This window comes from Streptococcus sp. SS4 (assembly GCF_030440125.1).
Taxonomy (GTDB): domain Bacteria; phylum Bacillota; class Bacilli; order Lactobacillales; family Streptococcaceae; genus Streptococcus.
In genome coordinates this window covers 20363-40741 of the sequence record NZ_JAQFJM010000008.1, presented here as the reverse complement: position 1 = coordinate 40741, position 20379 = coordinate 20363, and the positions used below count along the sequence as shown (strand labels likewise).

General features: G+C 40.0%; 20 protein-coding genes and 1 riboswitch. Of the genes, 3 read left to right on the top strand and 17 right to left on the bottom strand.

Going from position 1 to position 20379, the window contains the following annotated elements; all coding sequences use genetic code 11:
* The 17 genes from pstB to pcrA all read right to left on the bottom strand — a co-directional run bounded on the left by pstB (position 1) and on the right by pcrA (position 15922).
* Positions 1 to 804, bottom strand: a complete 804-nt coding sequence (gene pstB / locus PCY16_RS08000; RefSeq protein ID WP_002890957.1) for a phosphate ABC transporter ATP-binding protein PstB — start codon at positions 802 to 804, stop codon at positions 1 to 3.
* A 10-nt stretch (positions 805 to 814) separates the two neighbouring features.
* Positions 815 to 1699, bottom strand: coding sequence for a phosphate ABC transporter permease PstA (gene pstA, locus PCY16_RS07995; protein WP_013990602.1), 885 nt, complete (start codon positions 1697 to 1699; stop codon positions 815 to 817).
* Positions 1689 to 2603, bottom strand: a complete 915-nt coding sequence (gene pstC / locus PCY16_RS07990; protein WP_002890959.1) for a phosphate ABC transporter permease subunit PstC — start codon at positions 2601 to 2603, stop codon at positions 1689 to 1691. The genes pstA and pstC overlap by 11 nt, the downstream gene beginning before the upstream one ends.
* A 2-nt stretch (positions 2604 to 2605) precedes the next feature.
* Positions 2606 to 3481 (bottom strand): phosphate ABC transporter substrate-binding protein PstS family protein, encoded by an 876-nt coding sequence (locus tag PCY16_RS07985; RefSeq protein WP_139724285.1) that lies wholly within the window; start codon positions 3479 to 3481, stop codon positions 2606 to 2608.
* A gap of 125 nt (positions 3482 to 3606) precedes the next feature.
* A complete protein-coding gene (locus tag PCY16_RS07980) occupies positions 3607 to 4917 on the bottom strand; it encodes an RsmF rRNA methyltransferase first C-terminal domain-containing protein (RefSeq protein ID WP_195413631.1) in 1311 nt (436 codons plus the stop codon).
* Between the two features lie 80 nt (positions 4918 to 4997).
* Positions 4998 to 5765, bottom strand: a complete 768-nt coding sequence (locus PCY16_RS07975; RefSeq protein ID WP_037597796.1) for an inositol monophosphatase family protein — start codon at positions 5763 to 5765, stop codon at positions 4998 to 5000.
* Positions 5755 to 6036, bottom strand: a complete 282-nt coding sequence (locus tag PCY16_RS07970; RefSeq protein WP_107373067.1) for a UPF0223 family protein — start codon at positions 6034 to 6036, stop codon at positions 5755 to 5757. The genes PCY16_RS07975 and PCY16_RS07970 overlap by 11 nt, the downstream gene beginning before the upstream one ends.
* Positions 6029 to 6442, bottom strand: a complete 414-nt coding sequence (locus PCY16_RS07965) for a Spx/MgsR family RNA polymerase-binding regulatory protein (protein ID WP_002890965.1) — start codon at positions 6440 to 6442, stop codon at positions 6029 to 6031. Before PCY16_RS07965 ends, PCY16_RS07970 begins: the two co-directional genes overlap by 8 nt.
* A 69-nt stretch (positions 6443 to 6511) precedes the next feature.
* Entirely contained in the window at positions 6512 to 7423 is a 912-nt protein-coding gene (locus PCY16_RS07960) for a bifunctional riboflavin kinase/FAD synthetase (protein ID WP_070577263.1), read from the bottom strand.
* Positions 7420 to 8301: a tRNA pseudouridine(55) synthase TruB gene (truB, locus tag PCY16_RS07955; RefSeq protein ID WP_070577262.1), complete on the bottom strand. Its 882-nt coding sequence runs from the start codon at positions 8299 to 8301 to the stop codon at positions 7420 to 7422. Before truB ends, PCY16_RS07960 begins: the two co-directional genes overlap by 4 nt.
* Positions 8302 to 8420: 119 nt before the next feature.
* On the bottom strand, positions 8421 to 9767 hold the full coding sequence (locus tag PCY16_RS07950; RefSeq protein ID WP_070577261.1) for a DUF438 domain-containing protein: 1347 nt from the start codon (positions 9765 to 9767) through the stop codon (positions 8421 to 8423).
* A 1-nt stretch (position 9768) separates the two neighbouring features.
* Complete coding sequence (locus PCY16_RS07945; protein WP_002890969.1) at positions 9769 to 10002, bottom strand: DUF1858 domain-containing protein; 234 nt, start codon at positions 10000 to 10002, stop codon at positions 9769 to 9771.
* An 89-nt stretch (positions 10003 to 10091) separates the two neighbouring features.
* Positions 10092 to 10712, bottom strand: a complete 621-nt coding sequence (locus tag PCY16_RS07940) for a restriction endonuclease subunit S (protein ID WP_064524430.1) — start codon at positions 10710 to 10712, stop codon at positions 10092 to 10094.
* A gap of 124 nt (positions 10713 to 10836) precedes the next feature.
* Positions 10837 to 11331, bottom strand: coding sequence for a thiol peroxidase (tpx, locus tag PCY16_RS07935; protein ID WP_070577260.1), 495 nt, complete (start codon positions 11329 to 11331; stop codon positions 10837 to 10839).
* A 64-nt stretch (positions 11332 to 11395) separates the two neighbouring features.
* Positions 11396 to 12151, bottom strand: a complete 756-nt coding sequence (locus PCY16_RS07930; RefSeq protein ID WP_070577259.1) for an HAD hydrolase family protein — start codon at positions 12149 to 12151, stop codon at positions 11396 to 11398.
* Between the two features lie 60 nt (positions 12152 to 12211).
* A complete protein-coding gene (locus tag PCY16_RS07925) occupies positions 12212 to 13492 on the bottom strand; it encodes an O-acetylhomoserine aminocarboxypropyltransferase/cysteine synthase family protein (RefSeq protein ID WP_070577258.1) in 1281 nt (426 codons plus the stop codon).
* 120 nt (positions 13493 to 13612) lie between these two features.
* Positions 13613 to 15922 carry a DNA helicase PcrA gene (pcrA, locus tag PCY16_RS07920; RefSeq protein ID WP_070577257.1) on the bottom strand — a complete coding sequence of 770 codons (2310 nt, stop codon included), beginning with the start codon at positions 15920 to 15922 and terminating at the stop codon, positions 13613 to 13615.
* A gap of 305 nt (positions 15923 to 16227) precedes the next feature.
* A riboswitch (glycine riboswitch) is annotated at positions 16228 to 16334 on the top strand.
* Positions 16335 to 16430: 96 nt separating this feature from the next.
* Between pcrA and PCY16_RS07915 the strand changes: the two genes are divergently transcribed.
* The 3 genes from PCY16_RS07915 to PCY16_RS07905 all read left to right on the top strand — a co-directional run bounded on the left by PCY16_RS07915 (position 16431) and on the right by PCY16_RS07905 (position 20356).
* Positions 16431 to 17774 carry a sodium:alanine symporter family protein gene (locus tag PCY16_RS07915; RefSeq protein ID WP_070577256.1) on the top strand — a complete coding sequence of 448 codons (1344 nt, stop codon included), beginning with the start codon at positions 16431 to 16433 and terminating at the stop codon, positions 17772 to 17774.
* Between the two features lie 126 nt (positions 17775 to 17900).
* Entirely contained in the window at positions 17901 to 19271 is a 1371-nt protein-coding gene (gene mnmE / locus PCY16_RS07910) for a tRNA uridine-5-carboxymethylaminomethyl(34) synthesis GTPase MnmE (protein WP_070577255.1), read from the top strand.
* Between the two features lie 143 nt (positions 19272 to 19414).
* On the top strand, positions 19415 to 20356 hold the full coding sequence (locus PCY16_RS07905; RefSeq protein WP_083306768.1) for an AraC family transcriptional regulator: 942 nt from the start codon (positions 19415 to 19417) through the stop codon (positions 20354 to 20356).
* Positions 20357 to 20379 lie beyond the last annotated feature (23 nt).

Below are 20379 nucleotides of genomic sequence, written 5' to 3'. Positions count from 1 at the left end.
CTATCCAAAGCGTCCTGATACATAGTCACTGGTTGACTGTAGGGCAGCATCTTGGAAGATTTTCTTGGTTTCATCATATTCGATAAGATCACCAAGGTAGAAGAATGCTGTATAATCACTAGCACGCGCTGCTTGTTGCATATTGTGCGTCACGATGATAATAGAGTAATCTTCCTTAAGTTCAAACATGGTCTCTTCGAGCTGCATAGTAGCTACAGGGTCCAATGAAGCTGCAGGTTCGTCCATGAGGAGAATCTGCGGTTTCACGGCAATAGCTCTTGCAATACAAAGACGTTGTTGCTGACCACCTGAGAGGGTAAAGGCAGATTTATGAAGGTCATCTTTAACTTGATCCCAAAGTCCAGCTTGCTTAAGTGATGTTTCAACAATCTCGTCCAAGGTTTGCTTATCTCTTACACCTTTACGTTCGTGAGCAAAGGTGATATTTCTGTAAATAGACTTGGCGAATGGATTTGGACGTTGGAAAACCATTCCAATATGTTTACGCATTTCATAAACATTGATATTACTTGCGTTAACATCGACTCCTTGATAAAGGATTTGTCCAGTAACCTTAGCAATATCAATCGTATCATTCATACGGTTTAGACTACGAAGAAAAGTTGATTTACCGCATCCTGAAGGCCCAATAAGAGCTGTGATTTTATTTTTCTCGAATTGCATGTCAATACCTTTGATGGCTTCTTTTTGACCATAGTAGACATGCAAGTCTTTTGTTTCAAGAGCGAGCTCCTTCTCTGGGAAGGTGATAATATGACGCTCGTCCCAATTGTATTTTGTCATGATAACTCCTTTAAGCGGATGTTAATTTCTTATGGAGGTAAGCTCCCAAACGACGTGCACCAAAGTTGAAAATCAGAATGAAAATCAAGAGTACTGCTGCTGAACCAGCAGATACTGCAGTGGCGTCAGGTGTCGTACCTTCTGAGTTGACCTTCCAGATGTGAACAGCAAGTGTCTCTGCTTGGCGGAAAATCGAAATTGGACTAGAGATGCTAAGCGGATTCCAGTCGCTCCAGTTAAGTGCTGGTGCAGATTGACCTGCTGTATAGATAAGCGCTGCTGCTTCTCCGAAAATACGACCAGAAGCAAGAACGATACCAGTAACAATACCAGGTAAGGCTTCTGGAACAACAACGTGACAGATAGTTTCCCATCGAGACAAACCTAGAGCTAGGCCAGCTTCACGTTGGGTATGGTGAACGGTTCTTAAGCTATCTTCAACCGTACGAGTCATTTGTGGCAAGTTAAAGACAGTTAAGGCCAAGGCACCTGATAGGATTGAAAATCCATACTGAAATTGAACAACGAAAATTAAATAACCGAAGAGTCCGACCACCACTGAAGGTAGTGAAGATAGGATTTCAATACAGGTACGGACAAAGTTGGTAAGTCGTCCTTTTTTAGCATATTCTGATAAGAAGATGCCAGCTCCCATTGAAAGAGGCACAGAAATAATCAAAGTAATAACCAATAGGAAGAATGAGTTGTAGAGTTGAACCCCAATTCCTCCACCAGCTTTGTAGGATGATGATCGACTAGTCAAGAAAGACCAGCTGATATGTGGTATCCCGCGAACCAAGATATAGAGAATCAAGGCTGCCAGGATTGTTACAATAATGCCAGCAATCACATAGAGCGTGCTGATGGCAATTTTATCAATTTTTTTAGCGTTCATAATTTCTCTTTCTCTCACGGGTAATGAATTTCACCAACATATTGAAACCAAGACTCATCAATAAGAGCACCAAGGCGAGAGACCAAAGGACATTGTTTGAAACAGTACCCATGACTGTATTCCCGATTCCCATAGTCAAGACAGATGTCAATGTTGCTGCTGGTGTCGTTAAAGAAGTTGGAATCACGGCGGAATTTCCGACAACCATTTGGATGGCCAGAGCTTCACCAAAGGCACGGGCCATACCAAAGATAACGGCCGTGAAGATACCTGGTTTAGCCGCATTAAGTGTCACACGCCAAATCGTTTGCCAGCGTGTAGCTCCCATGGCCAGACTAGCTTCACGATAGTGACGAGGCACTGCACGAAGTGTATCTGTTGTCATAAAGGTTACGGTTGGTAGAATCATGACGAACAAGACAAAGGTACCTGAAAGAATACCAAAACCTGTTCCACCAAAAATTAAGCGAACAAATGGAACCACGACTTGGAGACCAATAAATCCATAAACAACGGATGGAATTCCGACCAAAAGTTCAATAGCAGGTTGTAGGAATTTAGCCCCTTTAGGAGAAATCTCAGTCATAAAGATGGCTGCTCCAATGGCAAATGGGGTTGCAACCAAGGCTGAAAGCAAAGTCACTACGAATGATCCCAAAATCATTGGTAGAGCCCCGAATTTGCCTTCAGATGGTGACCAATCACCACTAAAGAGAAACTCGACCAAGCTAACTTTATTGACAAAGAAAGTCGCCAGCCCTTTTTGAGCAACGAAAAGTAAAATCATCGCCACGATGAAAACAATCAAGGCCAGGCAAAGGAAAGTGATTGTTTTACCAAACTTCTCGAGGCGTGAATTTTTAGAGGGTGATGTTAATTGTTTCACCAATTCTTCATTTTTCATGCTTACTCCTCACTCTTCTTTGAGACTTTACCATCAGCATCCTTGGTAACTTTCATGCTATGGATGGAAATGTAACCCATTTTTGCGACGACGTTTTCTTGGACTTCGTCACTCATCATGTAATCTAAGAATTGTTTGGTATAGCTATCCGGTTTTCCCTTGGTATACATATGTTCGTAGGACCAAATCGGCCAATCGTTAGTTGCAACATTTTCAGCTTTGGGTTCAAATCCATTTAACTTCAATGTTTTAACAGAATCATCAAGGTAAGCAAATGATAGGTATGAAATAGCACCTGGTGTCTGAGCAACAATTGACTTAACCATACCGTTAGAATCTTGCTCTTGGGTACGGATTGGTGATTTACCATCCATAATCACTGCATCGAAAGTTGCGCGTGATCCTGAGCTAGCTGCCCGGTTAATAATAGTAATCTCTAGGTCTTTACCACCAAGCTGTTTCCAGTTTGTGATTTCACCAGTGAAAATCTTACGCAGTTGTTCTGTTGTCAAGTTATCTACAGAGACTTCTTTGTTTGTAATAACTGCAATCCCGGCAACAGCAACTTGAAAGTCGACAAGCTTACTAGCATCAATTCCCGATTTTTCCTCGGCAAAAAGGTCACTGTTACCAATTTGAACGGCACCGGATTGTACTTGAGAAAGTCCGGTACCAGAACCGCCCCCCTGAACGTTAACGATATTGTCAGGGTTCTTTTCAGCGAACCCATCTGCTGCCGCCTCCACTAAGGGTTGAAGGGCCGTAGAACCAACTGCTGTAATGGACTGGCCACGGTCAATCCAAGAGGCACAGCCAGTTAAAACCAGCATGGCCATTGCCAGTGACAGAATCACTGCAAGGACTTTTGTTTTTTTCATTTTTGTCCTCCGACATTTTGTAACATAAGTAAGAAAGTGTCTCATAGATATGCTGTTAAAAGACACCTATCTAATTATAACAAGTATAGGATAACTAAGTCATATTAAAGTTTGGTTACAGGTTTTTAAATGTGAAATCTTAATCCTTTAGGATAGTAGTTTTTAACCGTATTTCCAACAACTTTAGCAAACCCAAAACCATTGCCGTCCACTAAAAGCTGATACCAACCGTTAGGATGTGTTTGATCTAGAGTAACCACATTACCTGAAACGTATTGGGCAAACTGGTCTTGACTTAGCTCTATACTTGAAACAACTTCATCAGATGTTAAAGTAATTCCAAGAGCAAAACTTGGTTCGAAACGTTTTTTCTTGAAGACACCAAGATGCAAACCGTTACGAGCGATTTTAACTTTAGAAAGGTCTGGGAGCCCTTTTGGAAGCAGGTAGAGATTGTCCCCAAAAACTTGCAGTAAACCATCCAGTCTAGTTTTAAGGTGTTTTTTTGCAAAATCTTCCCAAAGTTGCTTCTGCTCCTTGTTTAGGTTAGATTTTCCCTCTTTGATACGTGTTTGCTCAGGCACGCGCTTATCCTGGAATTTTGCCACAAACTGGCCTTCACCTTTGAAATGGTGTGGATACATTCGAGCTGTTTCTGGAAAATCAATTCCATCACTCATGCCATTCAATTTAGGCATTGCCACCAATTCAAGATCAGGATTATTTTCTAAAATCCAAGCAACAACACCTTCATTTTCCTCAGGAGACCAGGTGCAGGTTGAGTAGATCAATTGTCCACCAGGAGCGAGCATTTTCAAACCGTCTGATAAGATGTCCTTCTGTAATTGTGCCAGTTCACTAGGATACTCCTTATGCCAATATTGGATTGCATCAGGATCCTTACGAAACATTCCTTCTCCTGAACATGGTCCATCAAAGACAATCGTATCAAAATAATTTTTGAAAACTTTGGCTAGTTTATCAGCTGACGTATTTGTCACAATAACATTTCTCGCTCCAAAACGCTCAATATTTTCAACCAGAATTTTGCTACGCTTTGGATTGATTTCATTGCTGACCAACAGTCCTGTATTATCTAGGTAACTAAGAAGATGAGTAGACTTTCCGCCTGGAGCAGCTGCCAAGTCTAAGACACGACTTCTCTTGGCAGGAGCTGCTACTTGAGCAACCATTTGAGCAGCTGGTTCCTGAGAATATACCAAACCAGTTGCATGATCGGCAGATTTTCCAGAAATTTTACCGTAATGGCCCCAAGGTGTTTCAGGAATGGCATTAGGAAAGTCCTTCTGTTGCTTTTTAAGAGGGTTGGTACGGTAGGCGGACACGGCTTCTTGGTCAAAAGATGCAAAGAAGTCCTTCGCTTCATCTCCAAGGAGCTTATTATATTTTTCTATAAAGTCTAATGGAAATTGCATAGTTTCCTTTCTATCAAAAAACTGGACTAACCAAGAGAACTTGCTGTTCTGATTTGTCCAGTATGGTTTTGTGTTTCAAATTAATTTTCTGAGCCCATAATATGCTTGATTTCTTCAAGTCTGTCTTTAGGGACAAGCATCACAGCTTGACGACTAAAATAATCCAATGGTTCTCCAGTAATGGTCTCAAGGTGATAACCCAATTTTTCTCCCATAATACTTGCTGCGGCATAGTCCCATGGGTAAATAACTGAAAAGTAAGCTAAAATTTGACCAGATAGGACTTTTGACATGCTTAAACCAGCACCACCGTAGACACGAACGCCCAAGGTCTTATCAATAAGGTCTTTTAAGCCGTGAAAATTTTTAGCATACATAGCTCCATTGCTAGCGACTAGGCAACGGTCTAAAGGTCGGTTTTTATATGCTGGAAGCAACTTGTCATTACAATACACATCAAACTGACCACCACCATAGAAAAGTTGATCAGCCATGACGTTATAAATGAGGCCAAATTTTCCTTGCCCCTCTTCATAGTAGGCAATCATAACACAAAAATTATCTTGTTGGACAATAAAATTGACCGTTCCATCAATAGGATCCAAGACCCAGACATTTCCATCTTTGATATTATGAACCAAGCCATTTTCTTCAGCGAAAATATTGTCTGAAGGGAAGGAGGATTTAATACGTGCCACGAGTAAATCTTGTGTTTGTTTGTCAATATTAGTTACTAAATCATCAAAAGCCGTCTTTTCTTCGACCGTGATAGTTTTACTTAAACTTTCTTTAATAAAAGCACCGGCTTCTTTGATGATTTCTTTGGCGAAAATCAGTTTATTTTCCAAGTGATACAAATCCTTTATCTTTTGCTTTAGCAGCTTTGACAGCTTGATAGGTTGAAAAACCGCTAGCTTCTTCAAAGGCCTTGTCTAGTTGTTTTTCAGGCGCTTTGCCTGGAACAACGGTTTTAAATGCCGTATAGGCTTGCAAGAGTTGGTCACGGTCAACCTTGCTCTCGTATGCTTTTTCTACCTGACTCAAAAAATGAAGCACTGTGGTAATTTCCTCAGTGCTCCATGATGGATCGAGTGGGTAGGAATAATTTCCTTTAGTCATTGTTACCCTCAATTTCAGCTCGAATGGTCGCTTGGCGCAATTCTTGCTTTCTATAATCACGAGGCAAAAAGGCACGAATTTCATCTTCGTTGAAACCAATTTGCATGCGTTTGGTGTCCATAATGATAGGTCGACGAAGAAGATTTGGGTATTCAGAAATCAATTGAATGAGTTCCTTGATGGTCAAATCATCCACATCGATATTCAGCTTCTGAAAGACTTTTGAACGAGTTGAAATGATATCTTCAGTACCATTTTCCGTGTAAGACAAAATCTTCATTAACTCATCGTGAGTTAATGGGCTCGTGATAATATTGTGTTCGTCAAAAGCAACTTCATGATTGGTCAACCAGGCTCGTGCTTTCCTACAGCTAGTGCAGCTAGGTGATAAAAATAAAGTTACCACGCAAACACCCCTTTCACTTTAACATTCCTAATCATTATACATTATTTGATTAGTTTTGGCTACGCTTTCTTAAAATTTTTCCGCGATTTTTTTATCAGCCTCCAGTTGAGCACATAGTTCATCGATATTATTGAACTTAATCATATCACGGATATAATCCAGCCAAAAAACTTCAATTGTCTTTCCATAAATATCGCCTTCAAAATCAAAGATATTGGCTTCAAGACGAAGTTCTGTTCCCCCAAAGGTAACGTTTTTTCCTAGGCTAGTCATGGAACGATAACGTTTGCCATCAATTACAACTTCGGCGACATAGACACCGTCAGCTGGTAGAAAAGTCCTATCAATAGGTGCTAAATTTGCTGTTGGAAAACCAATGGTACGTCCACGGGCATCACCATGCACCACAATGCCACGTGTAGAGAATTCATGGCCAAGGAGTTTATTGGCTTCTTTAACCTTGCCTTCTCGTATTAATTGACGCACACGTGTTGACGAAATCTTTTCACCATCGCTTTGTTGCTCCTCAATGACATGAACATTACCAGAAAAATTACGGGCAAGATAGTCCGCATCTGTTCGATGATGTCCAAATTTGTAATCAAAGCCCACAACAACCTCTTGGGCTTTTAGACGTTTAATATAACGAGCAATGAAATCGTCTGAACTTGTTCGAGCAAAATCACTATTGAAATCTGTTAAATAAAGCTGATCAGTACCATAGGCTTTAAAAAGATCACAACGTCTCTGAGGTGCTGTGATATGAAGGAGGAGATCATCCGTATACCTTTGAAAAGTCAATTGAGGGCTCTCATTAAAGGTAAGGACAGTTACTTCAAGCTGTTTTTCATCAGCAATCTGGCGCGCCTTATCAAAAAGGACCTTATGACCACGGTGAAGAGCATCGAAATACCCTAAGACAAGAACCGTTTCTTTTTCCTGATGGATATCTTTATAATCGTTAATAGAAGTTATTTTCATTGACTTAATACTTTTCTAGGTTTATAAACTTGATTTCGCTTTTCCATGATGGCTAGAACCTTGTCTCCTAAAAAGGCCGCAACTAAGGGTTCTTGGCTATCGATAGTAATAAAGCGACCAAATGAAATTTCTTTAGCATCATCCTCAGTGACTTGAACAGCTGGTAGGTCCTGAACACCAAATTCGATGGGAAGGAGGAAGGAAGTATCCCCCGCTTCTACCATTTCTGTAATTTGTGAGAGAGTTAGTGCCTTATCTAAGGTTAGACCAGCTGAGGCTGTTCGACGAAGAGCAGACATATGACTCGCGTATCCGAGTTTTGCACCCAAATCGACAGATAAAGTACGGACATAAGTCCCCTTGCTACAAGCAACACGGAAGGTGAATTTTGCGGTGTTGTTTTCCAATTCAATAGGAGAGGTACGGACAAATTCGGAAATTGTCACTTGACGTTGTGGACGCTCTACTTCTTCTCCAGCGCGTGCGTACTCATAAAGTTTCTTTCCGTTGACCTTAACTGCTGAATACATAGGAGGGATTTGTGTGATTTCGCCCTCAAAACTAGTCATGACTTTGTCAACTGTTTCTTCATCTAGCTCTGTAACTGGAGTTGTTTGAACGACATCTCCACTAGCATCCTCGGTAGTTGTCGAAAAGCCAATGGTAATTTCTCCTTCATAGACCTTTCCTGCTTCAGTCATGTATTCAATGACACGAGTCGCTTTTCCAACCGCTATAGGTAAAACACCGGTAACATCTGGATCAAGAGTTCCGCAGTGCCCAATTTTTTTCTCATGTAATATTTTGCGTAGTTTAAATACAGCATCATGACTGGTCATTCCAGCCTCTTTTTTTAGATTAATAATTCCTGAAATCATACTTTTAATTATATCAAAAGCAATCCTAAAGAGCTAGGTAGAAACATAAAGAGGCAGAGAGCAAAGTCTCTAACCTCTTGAGTATTATAGTCATAAGCAATCGCAAAACTGCTAGCTTTTTAATCAATATCTCTTTTAAGATCGCTTTCCAGTTCAAAGAAGGCTTGAATATCTTGCACATACTCTAGGACACCCTGAAAGTCTCCCTTGTCATCTCTAACAGCTGCATAGGTAACATAAACGAATTTCTCTAAACGTTCAGATTTGAACCACATTGGAACTTGGTCACGCTCCCCACTCTTCAGTAATTCAAAGATTTTCTTGACCTTGTCAAGCACTTTTGGCGGATGACAAAGTTCAACGTTTCGTCCAATTTGGCTAGGTGTTCGTTTAAAAACCATTTCATTGGCGGGAACATTATCATTATAGTACTGGAAAATATCGTCTTTATTGACGAAAGTGATTTCCAAAGGAAGATGGTTGAGAATGAGATTGGCCTGCTCCACAGAAAGATAACCATTGCCAAAAGGCTGAGTCGTTTCTCTATCTACGACAGTTTCAGTTTTTGGTTTTGGAGTGAAGCTGATGGTGAACTGCCCTTCGGGAGTGTCAATAATTCGGGTATTGTCCAGATGTTCGTCACTACTTAGTTCAGATTGTTCTTGCGATGTATCAGCATTTACCTCCTCAAAACGTTCACGCTTAGGTTTCCAGACAGCTGTAGGTTTTATTATTGCATAGCCATAGGCATCGCTTTCTTCGGCAATCGAAAGCCAATCGTCTTGGGTGAAGGTTTCAAGCAGAATCATAAGTAAGATAGCCTCTTCTTTGAAAATCATGGCTTCAAACTCTTCTGAGAATGCTTCGAAAGACTTTGAAAATTCTTCTAAATCAGTATCTGGAAGTTCTTTTAGTTTAGCTTCTGCCGCTCTAAAAAGTTTTCGGATGTCATCGTCTACTCCCCACATCACTTTTGGAGGGGAGTCATGGCCGTAACGCTCCATTATTGGAAAGAAAAGCTTTTCTTTACGCGTATAATGATTATGGAATTGACCAAGTAGAGTCATCTGATGCTTAAGTCCATTGAACAAGTCAGATTTAAAATCTTCATTTTCAGGCTTACTAATATTTTCTATGATACGTCGGATACGGAGAATAGCTGAACGTAGGGCTAAATTCTCTTGTTTAAACACATAGACAGGGTGGCCCTCTTGATCAGTGTCTGCCACTTCCACATCTGCAATAGCACCTTTAAAGAGATTTGCGTGGACATTACAGAGGCTCATTACGTCTTCAAAGGTAACCCCATCTTCTGATGACATCAATTCATGCTCCATCATAGAGATTTCGAGGGCAGATACTCCCTTGAAGTGTTGATTGAAGCGCTCTTGAACACTCTCAGGACTGGCTCCATGGTGCAAATCAAGTAGAATTTCTTTGAGTATTTGAATACGATTATCTTCCATATCAGTCACCAATTACGTCATAACCATTGAACAGCAAGGTTTGCTTAATTTTTTCTAAGGGAATATTTGCTAACTTAGATCCAGCCTTTAGACTTGTTACCTTACCGACAGTATTTAGCATAGCTGGGTTAGACAAGGGCTTGAAACCGAGATCAATCAGTAATTCCTTAACCTCTGGATGCTCTTTAATGATTGTTGCAACAGGTTGTGATAAATCTATAGTGTTGGTAGTCATAATGACCTCCTATTAACATATTTACTACTTCCATTATACACGAGAATAATGAAAAAAAAACCAACAAATCTTAGTTTGCTGGCTTTTGATTAATTTCCAAATAGAGCTTCTGTGACATTATGCTGGATATTTTCCCACTCCTGCTCTGCCCTCACCATCTTACGGTGGTAATCAGCACGCCCACGCAAGTAGGCAGCAATTTGATAATCTTGCTTCACAATTGGTATCTCAGGAATTTTGATATCCAAGAGGTCAGCTGTCGACAAATTTAGGACAGCCTTTCCCTTATCAGCATAGTCTAAATAGGCACGACCAATCTCTGTCTCAAGGAAAAACTTGATGTAGAAACCACGGAGTTTCTCTTTGGGACGAAGCACTGTGATGTTTGATGAAGCGACAACTTCTCGCTTGCCCTGATCTTCGAAAACAGCAACTTTCTGAACCGTTCCCTTAGATGCAATAAGAACATCACCGTCTTCTAAGAGAAATCGTAAAAGTTTGCGTCGTTCCTCAGAAAACGTTTTAAGGTCATCGTAGGCAATGCCGTTGGGTGTCATATCCGATAGATTAATGACAGCAAATTCGCCAGGTTCTGCCTTAGCAGGAACAGCTTTTCCTTTAAATTGATCGACAACATCGCCTAAACGAACAAGTTTGTCTGTATTAGCTTCGTAATCGATAATCAGTTGAGGTCTTTCTTTTTCAGACATTGAATCTCCTTTTATATTTTACTATCCATATTGAGTATTGCTATACAATAATAGCAAGAAGCTAATACTTTTGCAAGTAAAAACTGTAAGAAAGGCAAAACAAAAAAGAGACCTGAGCCTCATTTTATAAGCTTTTAACCGCTGCTACTGCTGCTTCATAATTTGGATCAGTATTGATATTGTCCAAATATTCGACATAAGTAATCTTATTGTCAGCATCTGCCACTAAAACTGCACGTGCTAACAAGTGCCATTCTTCAATGAGGACACCATAATCTTTACCGAAACTATTATCATAGTAGTCAGAAAGCATGATGGCATTTTCAAGTCCTTCAGCACCACACCAACGAGCTTGTGCAAATGGTAGGTCCACTGAAATAGTAATAACTACTGTATCGTCTAATTCTGACAATTCCTTATTAAAGGTACGTGTTTGAGTTGAACAGATACCAGTATCGATTGATGGAACGATAGAGATAACTTTTTTCTTTCCATCGAATTCTAAAAGTGATTTTTTCGTCAAATCAGTTGTGGTCAAGTTAAAGTCACGCAAGGTATCTCCAACTTGAAGTTGTTTGTCTTCTGCTACTGTAACTGGTTTTCCAATAAATGTTGGCATGTTAGTCCTCCAATACTTTTTTAACTATTGTACTGTAAATATAGCGATAAGCCTAAGCATTTGTTTAGAATTTTTCAAACAGTAGTCTAATTTTTTCAGCAATAACTGCATTAATTGCAGGAATAACCTCATCCGCAAAGTTTTTTAGGTAGGGATAATCACCAATTTGCACTCCATATATAGCATTTTTGAAAAGAGAAATATCATTTTGATCATTTCCAAAAGCTACAAAGGCTTTACCAAAGTGGTTTAAAACAGTACTAGCCTTGGTCACACCTTTAGGATTAATGTAAAGACACCTTTCGATATCATGATAACTAAGGTCTAAACATTCCAGTTTGTTTAGATTAAAGATAAGGTCTTCACGTATATCTTCATGCTCTACAAGTGGCATAACAACTTTGATAGGCTCATTAAGTTCATGAACAGGCAAAATCCTTGCTTTGTTTAATGGATCAACATTTGAAAGAAAAGGGATTTGCTCAGGATTTTGAATAGCATAATTAAAGGTATCATCAATAAAATAAGGGAGATTATAAGTATCACAGTAGCTAACAATCGTTCTTAGAGCAGGAGAAGGTATTGTGTATTGTGATACTAAGTGTTCATCTTGAAAGACTTCACCACCGTCTAAGCCTACTACTGTCAGCTTTCTCAATTCTCCTTCTAAAATACTAAGACAGTCTCTGTAAGAACGTGCTGTTGCAAAAATAATTTCATGCCCGTATTTTGGTGCAGTTAAAAGAACCTTTTGTAGGTCTTTTGACATGGTCATACCATCAAAACATAGGGTTCCATCCAAATCAAAAACAAATTTCATAGGGATAGTATAACAAAAAACCAGCTAAAGAGCTGGCTAAATCATTTTGTATTGAAATACTTAGATTTTATCAAGAGCTAGTTTTAAATCTTCAATCAAATCATCTGCGTTTTCCAAACCAACTGAGATACGAATTTGATTTGGAGTGACACCACAAGCTAGTAAATCAGCTTCTGCCAATTGTTGGTGAGTTGTTGTTGCAGGGTGCACCACCAAAGATTTTGCATCAGCAACGTTAGCTAAATCTGAGAAGATTTCAAGATTATCAATTACGGTACGTGCTTCGTCTTGTCCACCTTTAACATGGAAAGTGAAAATAGAACCTGGACCTTTAGGGAAGTATTTTTGTGCCAAGTCATAGTAAGGACTTGATGGTAATCCAGGATAGTTAACCTTTTCAACTTTTGGATGATTTTCTAAAAAGTCTACGATTTTTTTTGTATTTTCGACGTGACGTTCGACACGAAGTGAAAGTGTTTCAAGTCCTTGCAAGAGCAAGAAAGCATTGAAAGGTGCTAAGGCAGCCCCTGTGTCACGCAAAAGTTGTGTACGAAGGGCAGTTACAAATGCTGCTGGACCAACATCACGCGTATAGCTGATATTGTGGTAAGATGGGTCCTCGTCAACCAACTGTGGGAATTTGCCTGAAGCTTCCCAGTCAAATTTACCAGAATCGACGATAAGACCTCCAATAGTTGTTCCATGTCCACCGATAAACTTAGTTGCAGAATGAACCACGATATCTACACCATGGGAGATAACATTGATGAGATATGGAGTTCCAAAAGTATTGTCAGCAACCAATGGAATCTTATGATTGTGAGCAATCACAGCAATTTTTTCAAAATCAGGAATATTGATAAGCGGATTTCCCAAAGACTCAATCAAGACAAGCTTGGTATTATCTTTGATTGCAGCTTCAATTTCTTCAGGATTGTCAACATCTACAAAAGTTGTTGTGATTCCATAGCGTGGAAGGGTTTCTTTTAAGAGATTGAATGTCCCACCATAGAGGGTTGTCGCAGCAACAACATGATCACCAGCATGTGCCAAACCAAGGATAGCATAGGTGATTGCAGCCATACCTGATGCCGTAGCCAAGGCCCCAACACCACCTTCGAGGGCTGCAATACGTTCTTCAAGTACTGCTACTGTTGGATTGGTAATACGTGTGTAAATATTACCAGGCTTTCTAAGGGCAAAGAGATCTTCACCTTCTTGAGCGTCGTCAAAAACATATGAAGTGGTTTGGTAAATTGGAACAGCACGTGATTTTGTTTCCTTGTCAGGTGTTTGTCCAGCGTGTAATTGTAAGGTTTCAAATGAAAATTCTCGTGACATATGGGTGTCCTCCAAAACAAAAGTTGCCTTCATTCTACACCCAGAAAAGCTAGCTGTCTAATAGAAATTTTTTATCAATGTGATAGGGAGGGCTTATAAAAAGGACCTTTCGGTCCCTTTCTATTTCTTCACAATAGGTGCTACGCTTGCTAAGACTTTTTTAAGTCCAACTTCTGGGAATTTTATCTTAAGTTCCTGTGTCTTGCCACTTCCAGTGACTTCTAGGACGGTACCATCTCCCCATTTCTTGTGGTGAGCGATATCTCCGATTTCCCAATCAGTAGCTGAGTTGCCTGAGTCTGAAGCCTTACCAAAAGGTAGTCCCCCAGTGGCTTTTGAAAATGGCTGAGCACCAGTATGTCTTTGCGGCTGTGCATTTGCTTTTCTAGTCTGAAGCGCTTGTTGTAAACTCATGCCCTGACCAAATTGTGTAGGCTCTTCCTTTGTAAAACGAACACCAAATGATGAATTGGCTGGACGTGCTAGACCTTGATATTGTAATAAATCATCTGAAATTTCACGTAAGAAACGGCTAGGACGATTATAGCTAGTCTTACCAAAAAGCGTACGCGTATTAGCGTTGGTAAGGAAGAGAATCTCTTCCGCCCGAGTGATACCTACGTAAGCCAAACGACGCTCTTCTTCGAGTTCATCTGGCTCTTCTGAGGCACGTGACAAAGGGAAGACTCCCTCTTCCATACCAATTAGGAAGACAACTGGGAATTCAAGCCCTTTGGCAGCATGGAGAGTCATCAAGGTTACCTCTGCTGCTTCCATATCACCATCGTCCGTATCAGCAATTAAAGCTAAATCGTTTAAGAAACGGCCTAAACGATCAATACCTGTCTCGTCTTCCGTACCATCGGTGTTGGTTTCGTCAAAATTCTTAGTAACAGACATGAATTCTTCGATATTTTCAATGCGCGCTTGACTTTCAAGTGTTTGTTGCATCGAAAGAGCATCCAGATAACCAGACTTATCCAAAACAGCCTCTACAGCTTCAGTGATGCTTAGCCCATCTAGCTGGTCGCGTAGGTTCAGAATCATGTTAGCAAAATTGTAAACGCCCTGAGCTACTTTCCCCTTAATAGGAGACAAGATAATATTAGCTGAAGCATCTAGGAGGCTCATGTTTTGCTCATAGGCAAAGTTACGAATCTTTTCTAGTGTCCCAGGCCCAACTCCACGTTTAGGTTCATTAACGACACGTTCAAAGCTAATATTATCAGCAGGATTGGCAATCAAGTTCAAGTAAGAAATGACATCACGAATTTCTTTACGGCTATAGAACTTTGTTCCTCCAACCATGGTATATGGAATATTAGACTTGAGTAAAGCTTCTTCAATGGTACGAGACTGAGCATTGGTACGGTAAAGTACAGCGAAATCCTTGAAGTTCTTACCTTCTTCACGAATAATGTTATCAATAGTTGAAGCAACAAAAACAGCTTCATCACGCTCGTCATTAGCACGGTAATAAACAATTTGTTCACCGTCATCATTTTGAGTCCAAAGTTTCTTAGGACGGCGGTTACGGTTGTTCTTGATAACTTCGTTGGCTGCTTGGAGTATTTTCTTGGTTGAACGGTAGTTTTCCTCCAAGAGGACAACCCTAGCTTCAGGATAGTCCTTCTCAAAATCAAGGATGTTCTGCATGTCAGCCCCACGCCAACCGTAGATTGATTGGTCAGCATCACCCACGACACAGATATTCTTGAAGCGAGATGCTAAGAGTTTTACCAACTGATACTGAGCATGGTTGGTATCTTGATATTCATCCACGTGAATATACTGATAACGCTGCTGATAATAAGCGAGCACATCGGGATTTTTGTCAAAGAGACGCAGAGTCATCATAATCAAATCGTCGAAATCCATGGCTTCACTACGACGGAGCTCTTCCTGATAGGCTTTGTAACATTTAGCAACGATTTGAGTATACATGTCACCAGCTTGGTGCTCATAAGCCACTTCATCCAAGAGGTCATTTTTTGCGTTGGAAATCGTCCCTAAGATGGCACGTTCATTCCACTTCTTAGGATCAAGATTAAGATTCTTGAGAATACGTTTCATCAAAGTACGTTGTTCACCAGGATCCACGATAGTAAAGTTTCGATTGTAGCCAATATGGTCCGCTTCACGACGAAGGATTCGCACGCACATACTATGGAAGGTCGCAATCAAGGTTTCTGAAGTTGCTGGGTTTAAAGCCATAGCACGCTCACGCATCTCACGAGCTGCCTTATTGGTAAAGGTAATGGCCAAAATATTCCAAGGATTGATCATTTTTTCGTCGATAAGGTAGGCAATTCGGTGGGTAAGTACACGTGTCTTCCCTGATCCTGCACCTGCCATAATCAACAAAGGACCTTCAGTCGTTTGGACGGCTTCGGCCTGTTTGTCATTCATACCAGTTAATAATGGGTTCATCATATTCTCCATTCTCAAAAATAAGCTCTACTATTTTATCATTTTTTGGATGAAAATGCAGACTCTATTCATAATGAGTGTGAAATAACTTTAGCAAATAATCGTTTGTTTTTATTGGGAGGTTGTTTGCTTAAAATGATTGTTATTCCAAACTTTTCTAGATTTTGGTGAAAGGCATTCTTAAGTGTAATATTCGGTTTTTTATAGTTTTGATGAAAATTAGTGTTGACACTGTTCGGTTTTTTCGATAAGATAGAACCACAATAAAATAAGAACCGAGTGATGTCATCAGGAAGACTGGTGATTGACGGACTTCTGGAGAGATCTTGAAGCAGCCTTAGCTGTAAACAAGACACCGAAGGGGCAAGGGGTAACAACCGAAACTCTCAGGTAAAAGGACAGAAAGCATCGCAAGTTTTTAACTTGTATTAATAGCTTTGTATTCTCAGAGGTCTGGTTAAGCCAAACCTCTTTTTTGACGTCTCGGTTAAAGGAGATTGTTACATTCATGTTAGACTTTTTTACTACAATTGATGATTTTGTCTGGGGTCCACCCCTTTTGGTCCTTCTTGTAGGAACTGGGATTTACCTTACGCTTCGTCTTGGACTTTTGCAAGTTCTTCGTCTTCCTAAAGCTTTTAAACTTATCTTTGCTGAAGATAAAGGGGAAGGTGATATTTCTAGTTTTGCAGCCCTTGCGACAGCTCTTGCTGCAACTGTTGGTACAGGTAACATTGTTGGGGTAGCTACAGCCATCAAAACTGGTGGACCTGGTGCCCTTTTCTGGATGTGGATTGCCGCTTTCTTTGGTATGGCAACCAAATATTCCGAAGGTCTTTTGGCTATTAAATTCCGTACACTTGACGACCAAGGTAATGTTTCTGGTGGTCCAATGTATTACATCACACATGGTTTCTCTGGAAAATGGCAAATAATTGCTAAACCTTTGGCCTACTTCTTTGCCTTTGCAGGTGTGCTTGTTGCATGGTTGGGGATTGGTACTTTCTCTCAAGTTAACTCAATCACCGCCTCACTTCAAAACAGCTTTGACTGGTCACCAAAAATCGTAAGTATCTTACTTGCTCTTATAACTGCTGCCATCATTTTTGGTGGTATCCAATCTATCTCTAAAGTTTCTGAAAAGGTAGTACCATTTATGGCTGGACTTTATATCCTAGCAGCTCTTGTGGTTATCTTTACAAACTTTAATCAACTTTTACCAGTTCTTGAAATGGTCTTCCAATCTGCCTTTACTGGGAAAGCAGCCGTAGGTGGTTTTGCTGGTGCAACAGTCATGGTCGCTATGCGACTTGGTATTGCGCGTGGTGTCTTCTCAAATGAGTCAGGTCTTGGATCAGCTCCTATCGCTGCCGCTGCCGCTAAGACCGAAGAACCTGTTGAACAAGGTTTGATTTCGATGACAGGTACTTTCATTGATACGATTATCATCTGTACGCTTACAGGTCTTGCTATCCTTGTAACTGGTCAATGGTCAGGTAGCCTAGAAGGTGCCCCAATGACACAAGCCGCCTTCTCTTCTGTTTTTGGTACATTTGGTGAAATTGCCTTAACACTTTCTTTGGTTCTCTTTGCCTTTACAACAATCTTGGGTTGGTCTTACTACGGTGAACGTTGTTTCGAATTCATTTTCAAATCAACTAAATTCCTTCCACTCTACCGCCTCATTTTTGTGGTTATGGTTGCTCTTGGTGGTTACCTCACACTTGATGTTGTTTGGAAAATTGCGGATATCGTAAACGGCTTGATGGCATTGCCTAACTTGATTGCCCTCCTAGTCCTTTCACCAATCATCATTAAAGAAACCAAATTATACTTTGAACGTCATAAATAAAGAAAAGAGCTCAGGCTCTTTTTTCTTTGCATTGTCAGCACCAATCCTTGCGACTACTGCTCTTTTGCGTTACAATGAAATTAAATCATTTTAAAACTTATACAGAAAAAATCCAAAGGAATAACTATGTCAATTACCAAAGAATTTGATACGATTACTGCCATTTCAACGCCCTTAGGTGAAGGTGCTATCGGTATCGTCCGCTTATCTGGAACCGATGCTATCGCCATTGCTAATAAAGTTTTCAAAGGAAAAAATCTAGAATCAGTTACTTCACATACTATCAATTACGGCCATATTGTTGAAAATGAAGAAACCATTGATGAAGTCATGGTAAGTGTTATGCGTGCACCAAAGACCTTTACGCGTGAGGATGTCGTGGAGATCAACACTCACGGTGGGGTTGCTGTGACTAATGAAATCCTCCAACTCCTTATTCGTTCTGGAGCTCGTATGGCTGAGCCTGGAGAATTCACCAAACGTGCCTTTTTGAATGGTCGTGTGGACTTGACTCAGGCCGAAGCTGTTATGGATTTGATTCGTGCTAAAACTGATAAGGCTATGGCCGTTGCCGTCTCTCAACTTGATGGGTCGCTCAAGGATCTCATTAACAACACTCGCCAAGAAATCCTTAACACCTTGGCTCAAGTCGAAGTTAATATTGATTACCCAGAATATGATGATGTTGAAGAAGTCACCACAGCTCTTGTCCGTGAAAAAACGCAAGAGTTCCAAGCACTTTTAGAAAATCTTCTTGCCACTGCTAAACGAGGAAAAATCCTACGAGAAGGCCTTTCAACGGCAATCATTGGTCGTCCAAATGTCGGAAAATCTAGTCTTCTTAACAATCTCCTACGCGAGGAGAAAGCTATCGTTACGGATATTGAAGGTACCACCCGTGATGTCATTGAAGAATACGTTAATATTAAGGGTGTTCCACTTAAGTTAATCGATACTGCTGGTATTCGAGACACAGATGATGTGGTTGAAAAGATTGGTGTTGAGCGTTCCAAGAAAGCTCTCGAAGAGGCTGACCTGGTTCTCCTTGTGCTTAATAGCTCCGAACCGTTAACAGAGCAAGACCGTACATTACTAGAAATCAGTCAAAATAGCAATCGAATCATTCTTCTAAATAAGACAGACCTACCACAAGCAATCCAAATGGAAGAACTTCCCGAAGATGTCATTCCAATTTCAGTCCTCAAGAATGAAAATATTGACAAAATCGAAGATCGCATCAATCAGCTCTTCTTTGATAATGCTGGCCAAGTGGAGAAAGATGCTACTTATCTCTCAAATGCTCGTCACATTTCACTCATTGAAAAAGCCCTCGAAAGTCTTGAAGCAGTCAATCAAGGTCTTGAATTAGGCATGCCTGTTGACCTCTTACAGGTTGATATGACACGTACCTGGGAAGTTTTAGGAGAAATTACTGGTGACGCTGCCCCAGATGAACTCATTACACAACTCTTTAGTCAGTTCTGTCTAGGAAAATAAACATAACTAAATTTATGTAAAAAAGATGCTTAGTCATCTTTTTATTTTGTATACATAAATACAGAAATAAAATTATGTAAATCAAAAAACTACCAATACTATAAGACGATTAACTCATGCTTTTTAAGAAAGAAAATGCTATCATGGTATTATCCTATGATTTTGAAAGGTTAATCATGAGTCAAGCAGCTACTGATACTGATTTTAAACATTTGATAGATTTTGATGATAACCTGCTTCCTTTTCGACTGGAGGAAACTATGGTCGAAAATGGACGCCCTGATATTTTATTTCATTGGCATCCTGAGCTTGAAATACAGTACGTTTATGAGGGGACAGCTCGCTATCATATTGATTATGACTATTTTGACAGTCAGGCTGGAGATATTTTTTTGATATGTCCTAATGAGCTTCATTCGATTCATCCCATAGATAATCAGTCTCATCATACTGATACTCTTCATTTTCATTTGGATATGTTGGGACAGTCTCTGGTGGATCTGCTTAGTCTCCGTTATCTTCAGCCCTTACAGAATTCCAATTTTAAGTTTAAACAATGTCTAAGACCGTCAGACGAGGGTTATACAGAAATTAAAGCTCTTCTTTTTGAGATTTTTAAGATGATTCGTCAGAAAGATCGTCACTATGAACTTCTTCTCAAGTCAAAACTAGAGGAATTAATCTATCTCTTCTACTTCTATCGCTTGGTAGAGCGAAAGACTTCTGATGATCATTATCGTAAGAATGAAAAAATTCGGGAAATTATTGATTACATTAACCAGCATTATGCCGAAAATCTCACTATTGATAAGTTGTCATTGCTTATGGGGTATAGTAAGACTCACTTTATGACGATTTTTAAGCAACAAACTGGTACCTCTTGTACCGAATTTATCATTCAAGCAAGACTTAATGCTGCTTGTGAAGAGCTCCGTAATAGTGTTAAACCAGTTTTGGAAATTGCTACTGATGTTGGTTTTAACAATTTATCAAATTTCAACCGTCAATTTAAACACTATTACGACCAAACACCAAGTCAGTATCGAAAAACACATAGCAACAACAAGAAAACAAAAAAGAGTTAGCCAAATGGTTAACTCTTTTTTTA

Excerpts from the sequence above, each read along its gene's own strand:
- pstB (WP_002890957.1), bottom strand. The coding sequence starts at position 804 with ATGACAAAATACAATTGGGACGAGCGTCATATTATCACCTTCCCAGAG.
- pstA (WP_013990602.1), bottom strand. The coding sequence starts at position 1,699 with ATGAACGCTAAAAAAATTGATAAAATTGCCATCAGCACGCTCTATGTG.
- pstC (WP_002890959.1), bottom strand. The coding sequence starts at position 2,603 with ATGAAAAATGAAGAATTGGTGAAACAATTAACATCACCCTCTAAAAAT.
- PCY16_RS07985 (WP_139724285.1), bottom strand. The coding sequence starts at position 3,481 with ATGAAAAAAACAAAAGTCCTTGCAGTGATTCTGTCACTGGCAATGGCC.
- PCY16_RS07980 (WP_195413631.1), bottom strand. The coding sequence starts at position 4,917 with ATGCAATTTCCATTAGACTTTATAGAAAAATATAATAAGCTCCTTGGA.
- PCY16_RS07970 (WP_107373067.1), bottom strand. The coding sequence starts at position 6,036 with ATGACTAAAGGAAATTATTCCTACCCACTCGATCCATCATGGAGCACT.
- PCY16_RS07960 (WP_070577263.1), bottom strand. The coding sequence starts at position 7,423 with ATGAAAATAACTTCTATTAACGATTATAAAGATATCCATCAGGAAAAA.
- truB (WP_070577262.1), bottom strand. The coding sequence starts at position 8,301 with ATGATTTCAGGAATTATTAATCTAAAAAAAGAGGCTGGAATGACCAGT.
- PCY16_RS07950 (WP_070577261.1), bottom strand. The coding sequence starts at position 9,767 with ATGGAAGATAATCGTATTCAAATACTCAAAGAAATTCTACTTGATTTG.
- PCY16_RS07945 (WP_002890969.1), bottom strand. The coding sequence starts at position 10,002 with ATGACTACCAACACTATAGATTTATCACAACCTGTTGCAACAATCATT.
- PCY16_RS07940 (WP_064524430.1), bottom strand. The coding sequence starts at position 10,712 with ATGTCTGAAAAAGAAAGACCTCAACTGATTATCGATTACGAAGCTAAT.
- tpx (WP_070577260.1), bottom strand. The coding sequence starts at position 11,331 with ATGCCAACATTTATTGGAAAACCAGTTACAGTAGCAGAAGACAAACAA.
- PCY16_RS07930 (WP_070577259.1), bottom strand. The coding sequence starts at position 12,151 with ATGAAATTTGTTTTTGATTTGGATGGAACCCTATGTTTTGATGGTATG.
- PCY16_RS07925 (WP_070577258.1), bottom strand. The coding sequence starts at position 13,492 with ATGTCACGAGAATTTTCATTTGAAACCTTACAATTACACGCTGGACAA.
- pcrA (WP_070577257.1), bottom strand. The coding sequence starts at position 15,922 with ATGAACCCATTATTAACTGGTATGAATGACAAACAGGCCGAAGCCGTC.
- PCY16_RS07915 (WP_070577256.1), top strand. The coding sequence starts at position 16,431 with ATGTTAGACTTTTTTACTACAATTGATGATTTTGTCTGGGGTCCACCC.
- mnmE (WP_070577255.1), top strand. The coding sequence starts at position 17,901 with ATGTCAATTACCAAAGAATTTGATACGATTACTGCCATTTCAACGCCC.
- PCY16_RS07905 (WP_083306768.1), top strand. The coding sequence starts at position 19,415 with ATGGTATTATCCTATGATTTTGAAAGGTTAATCATGAGTCAAGCAGCT.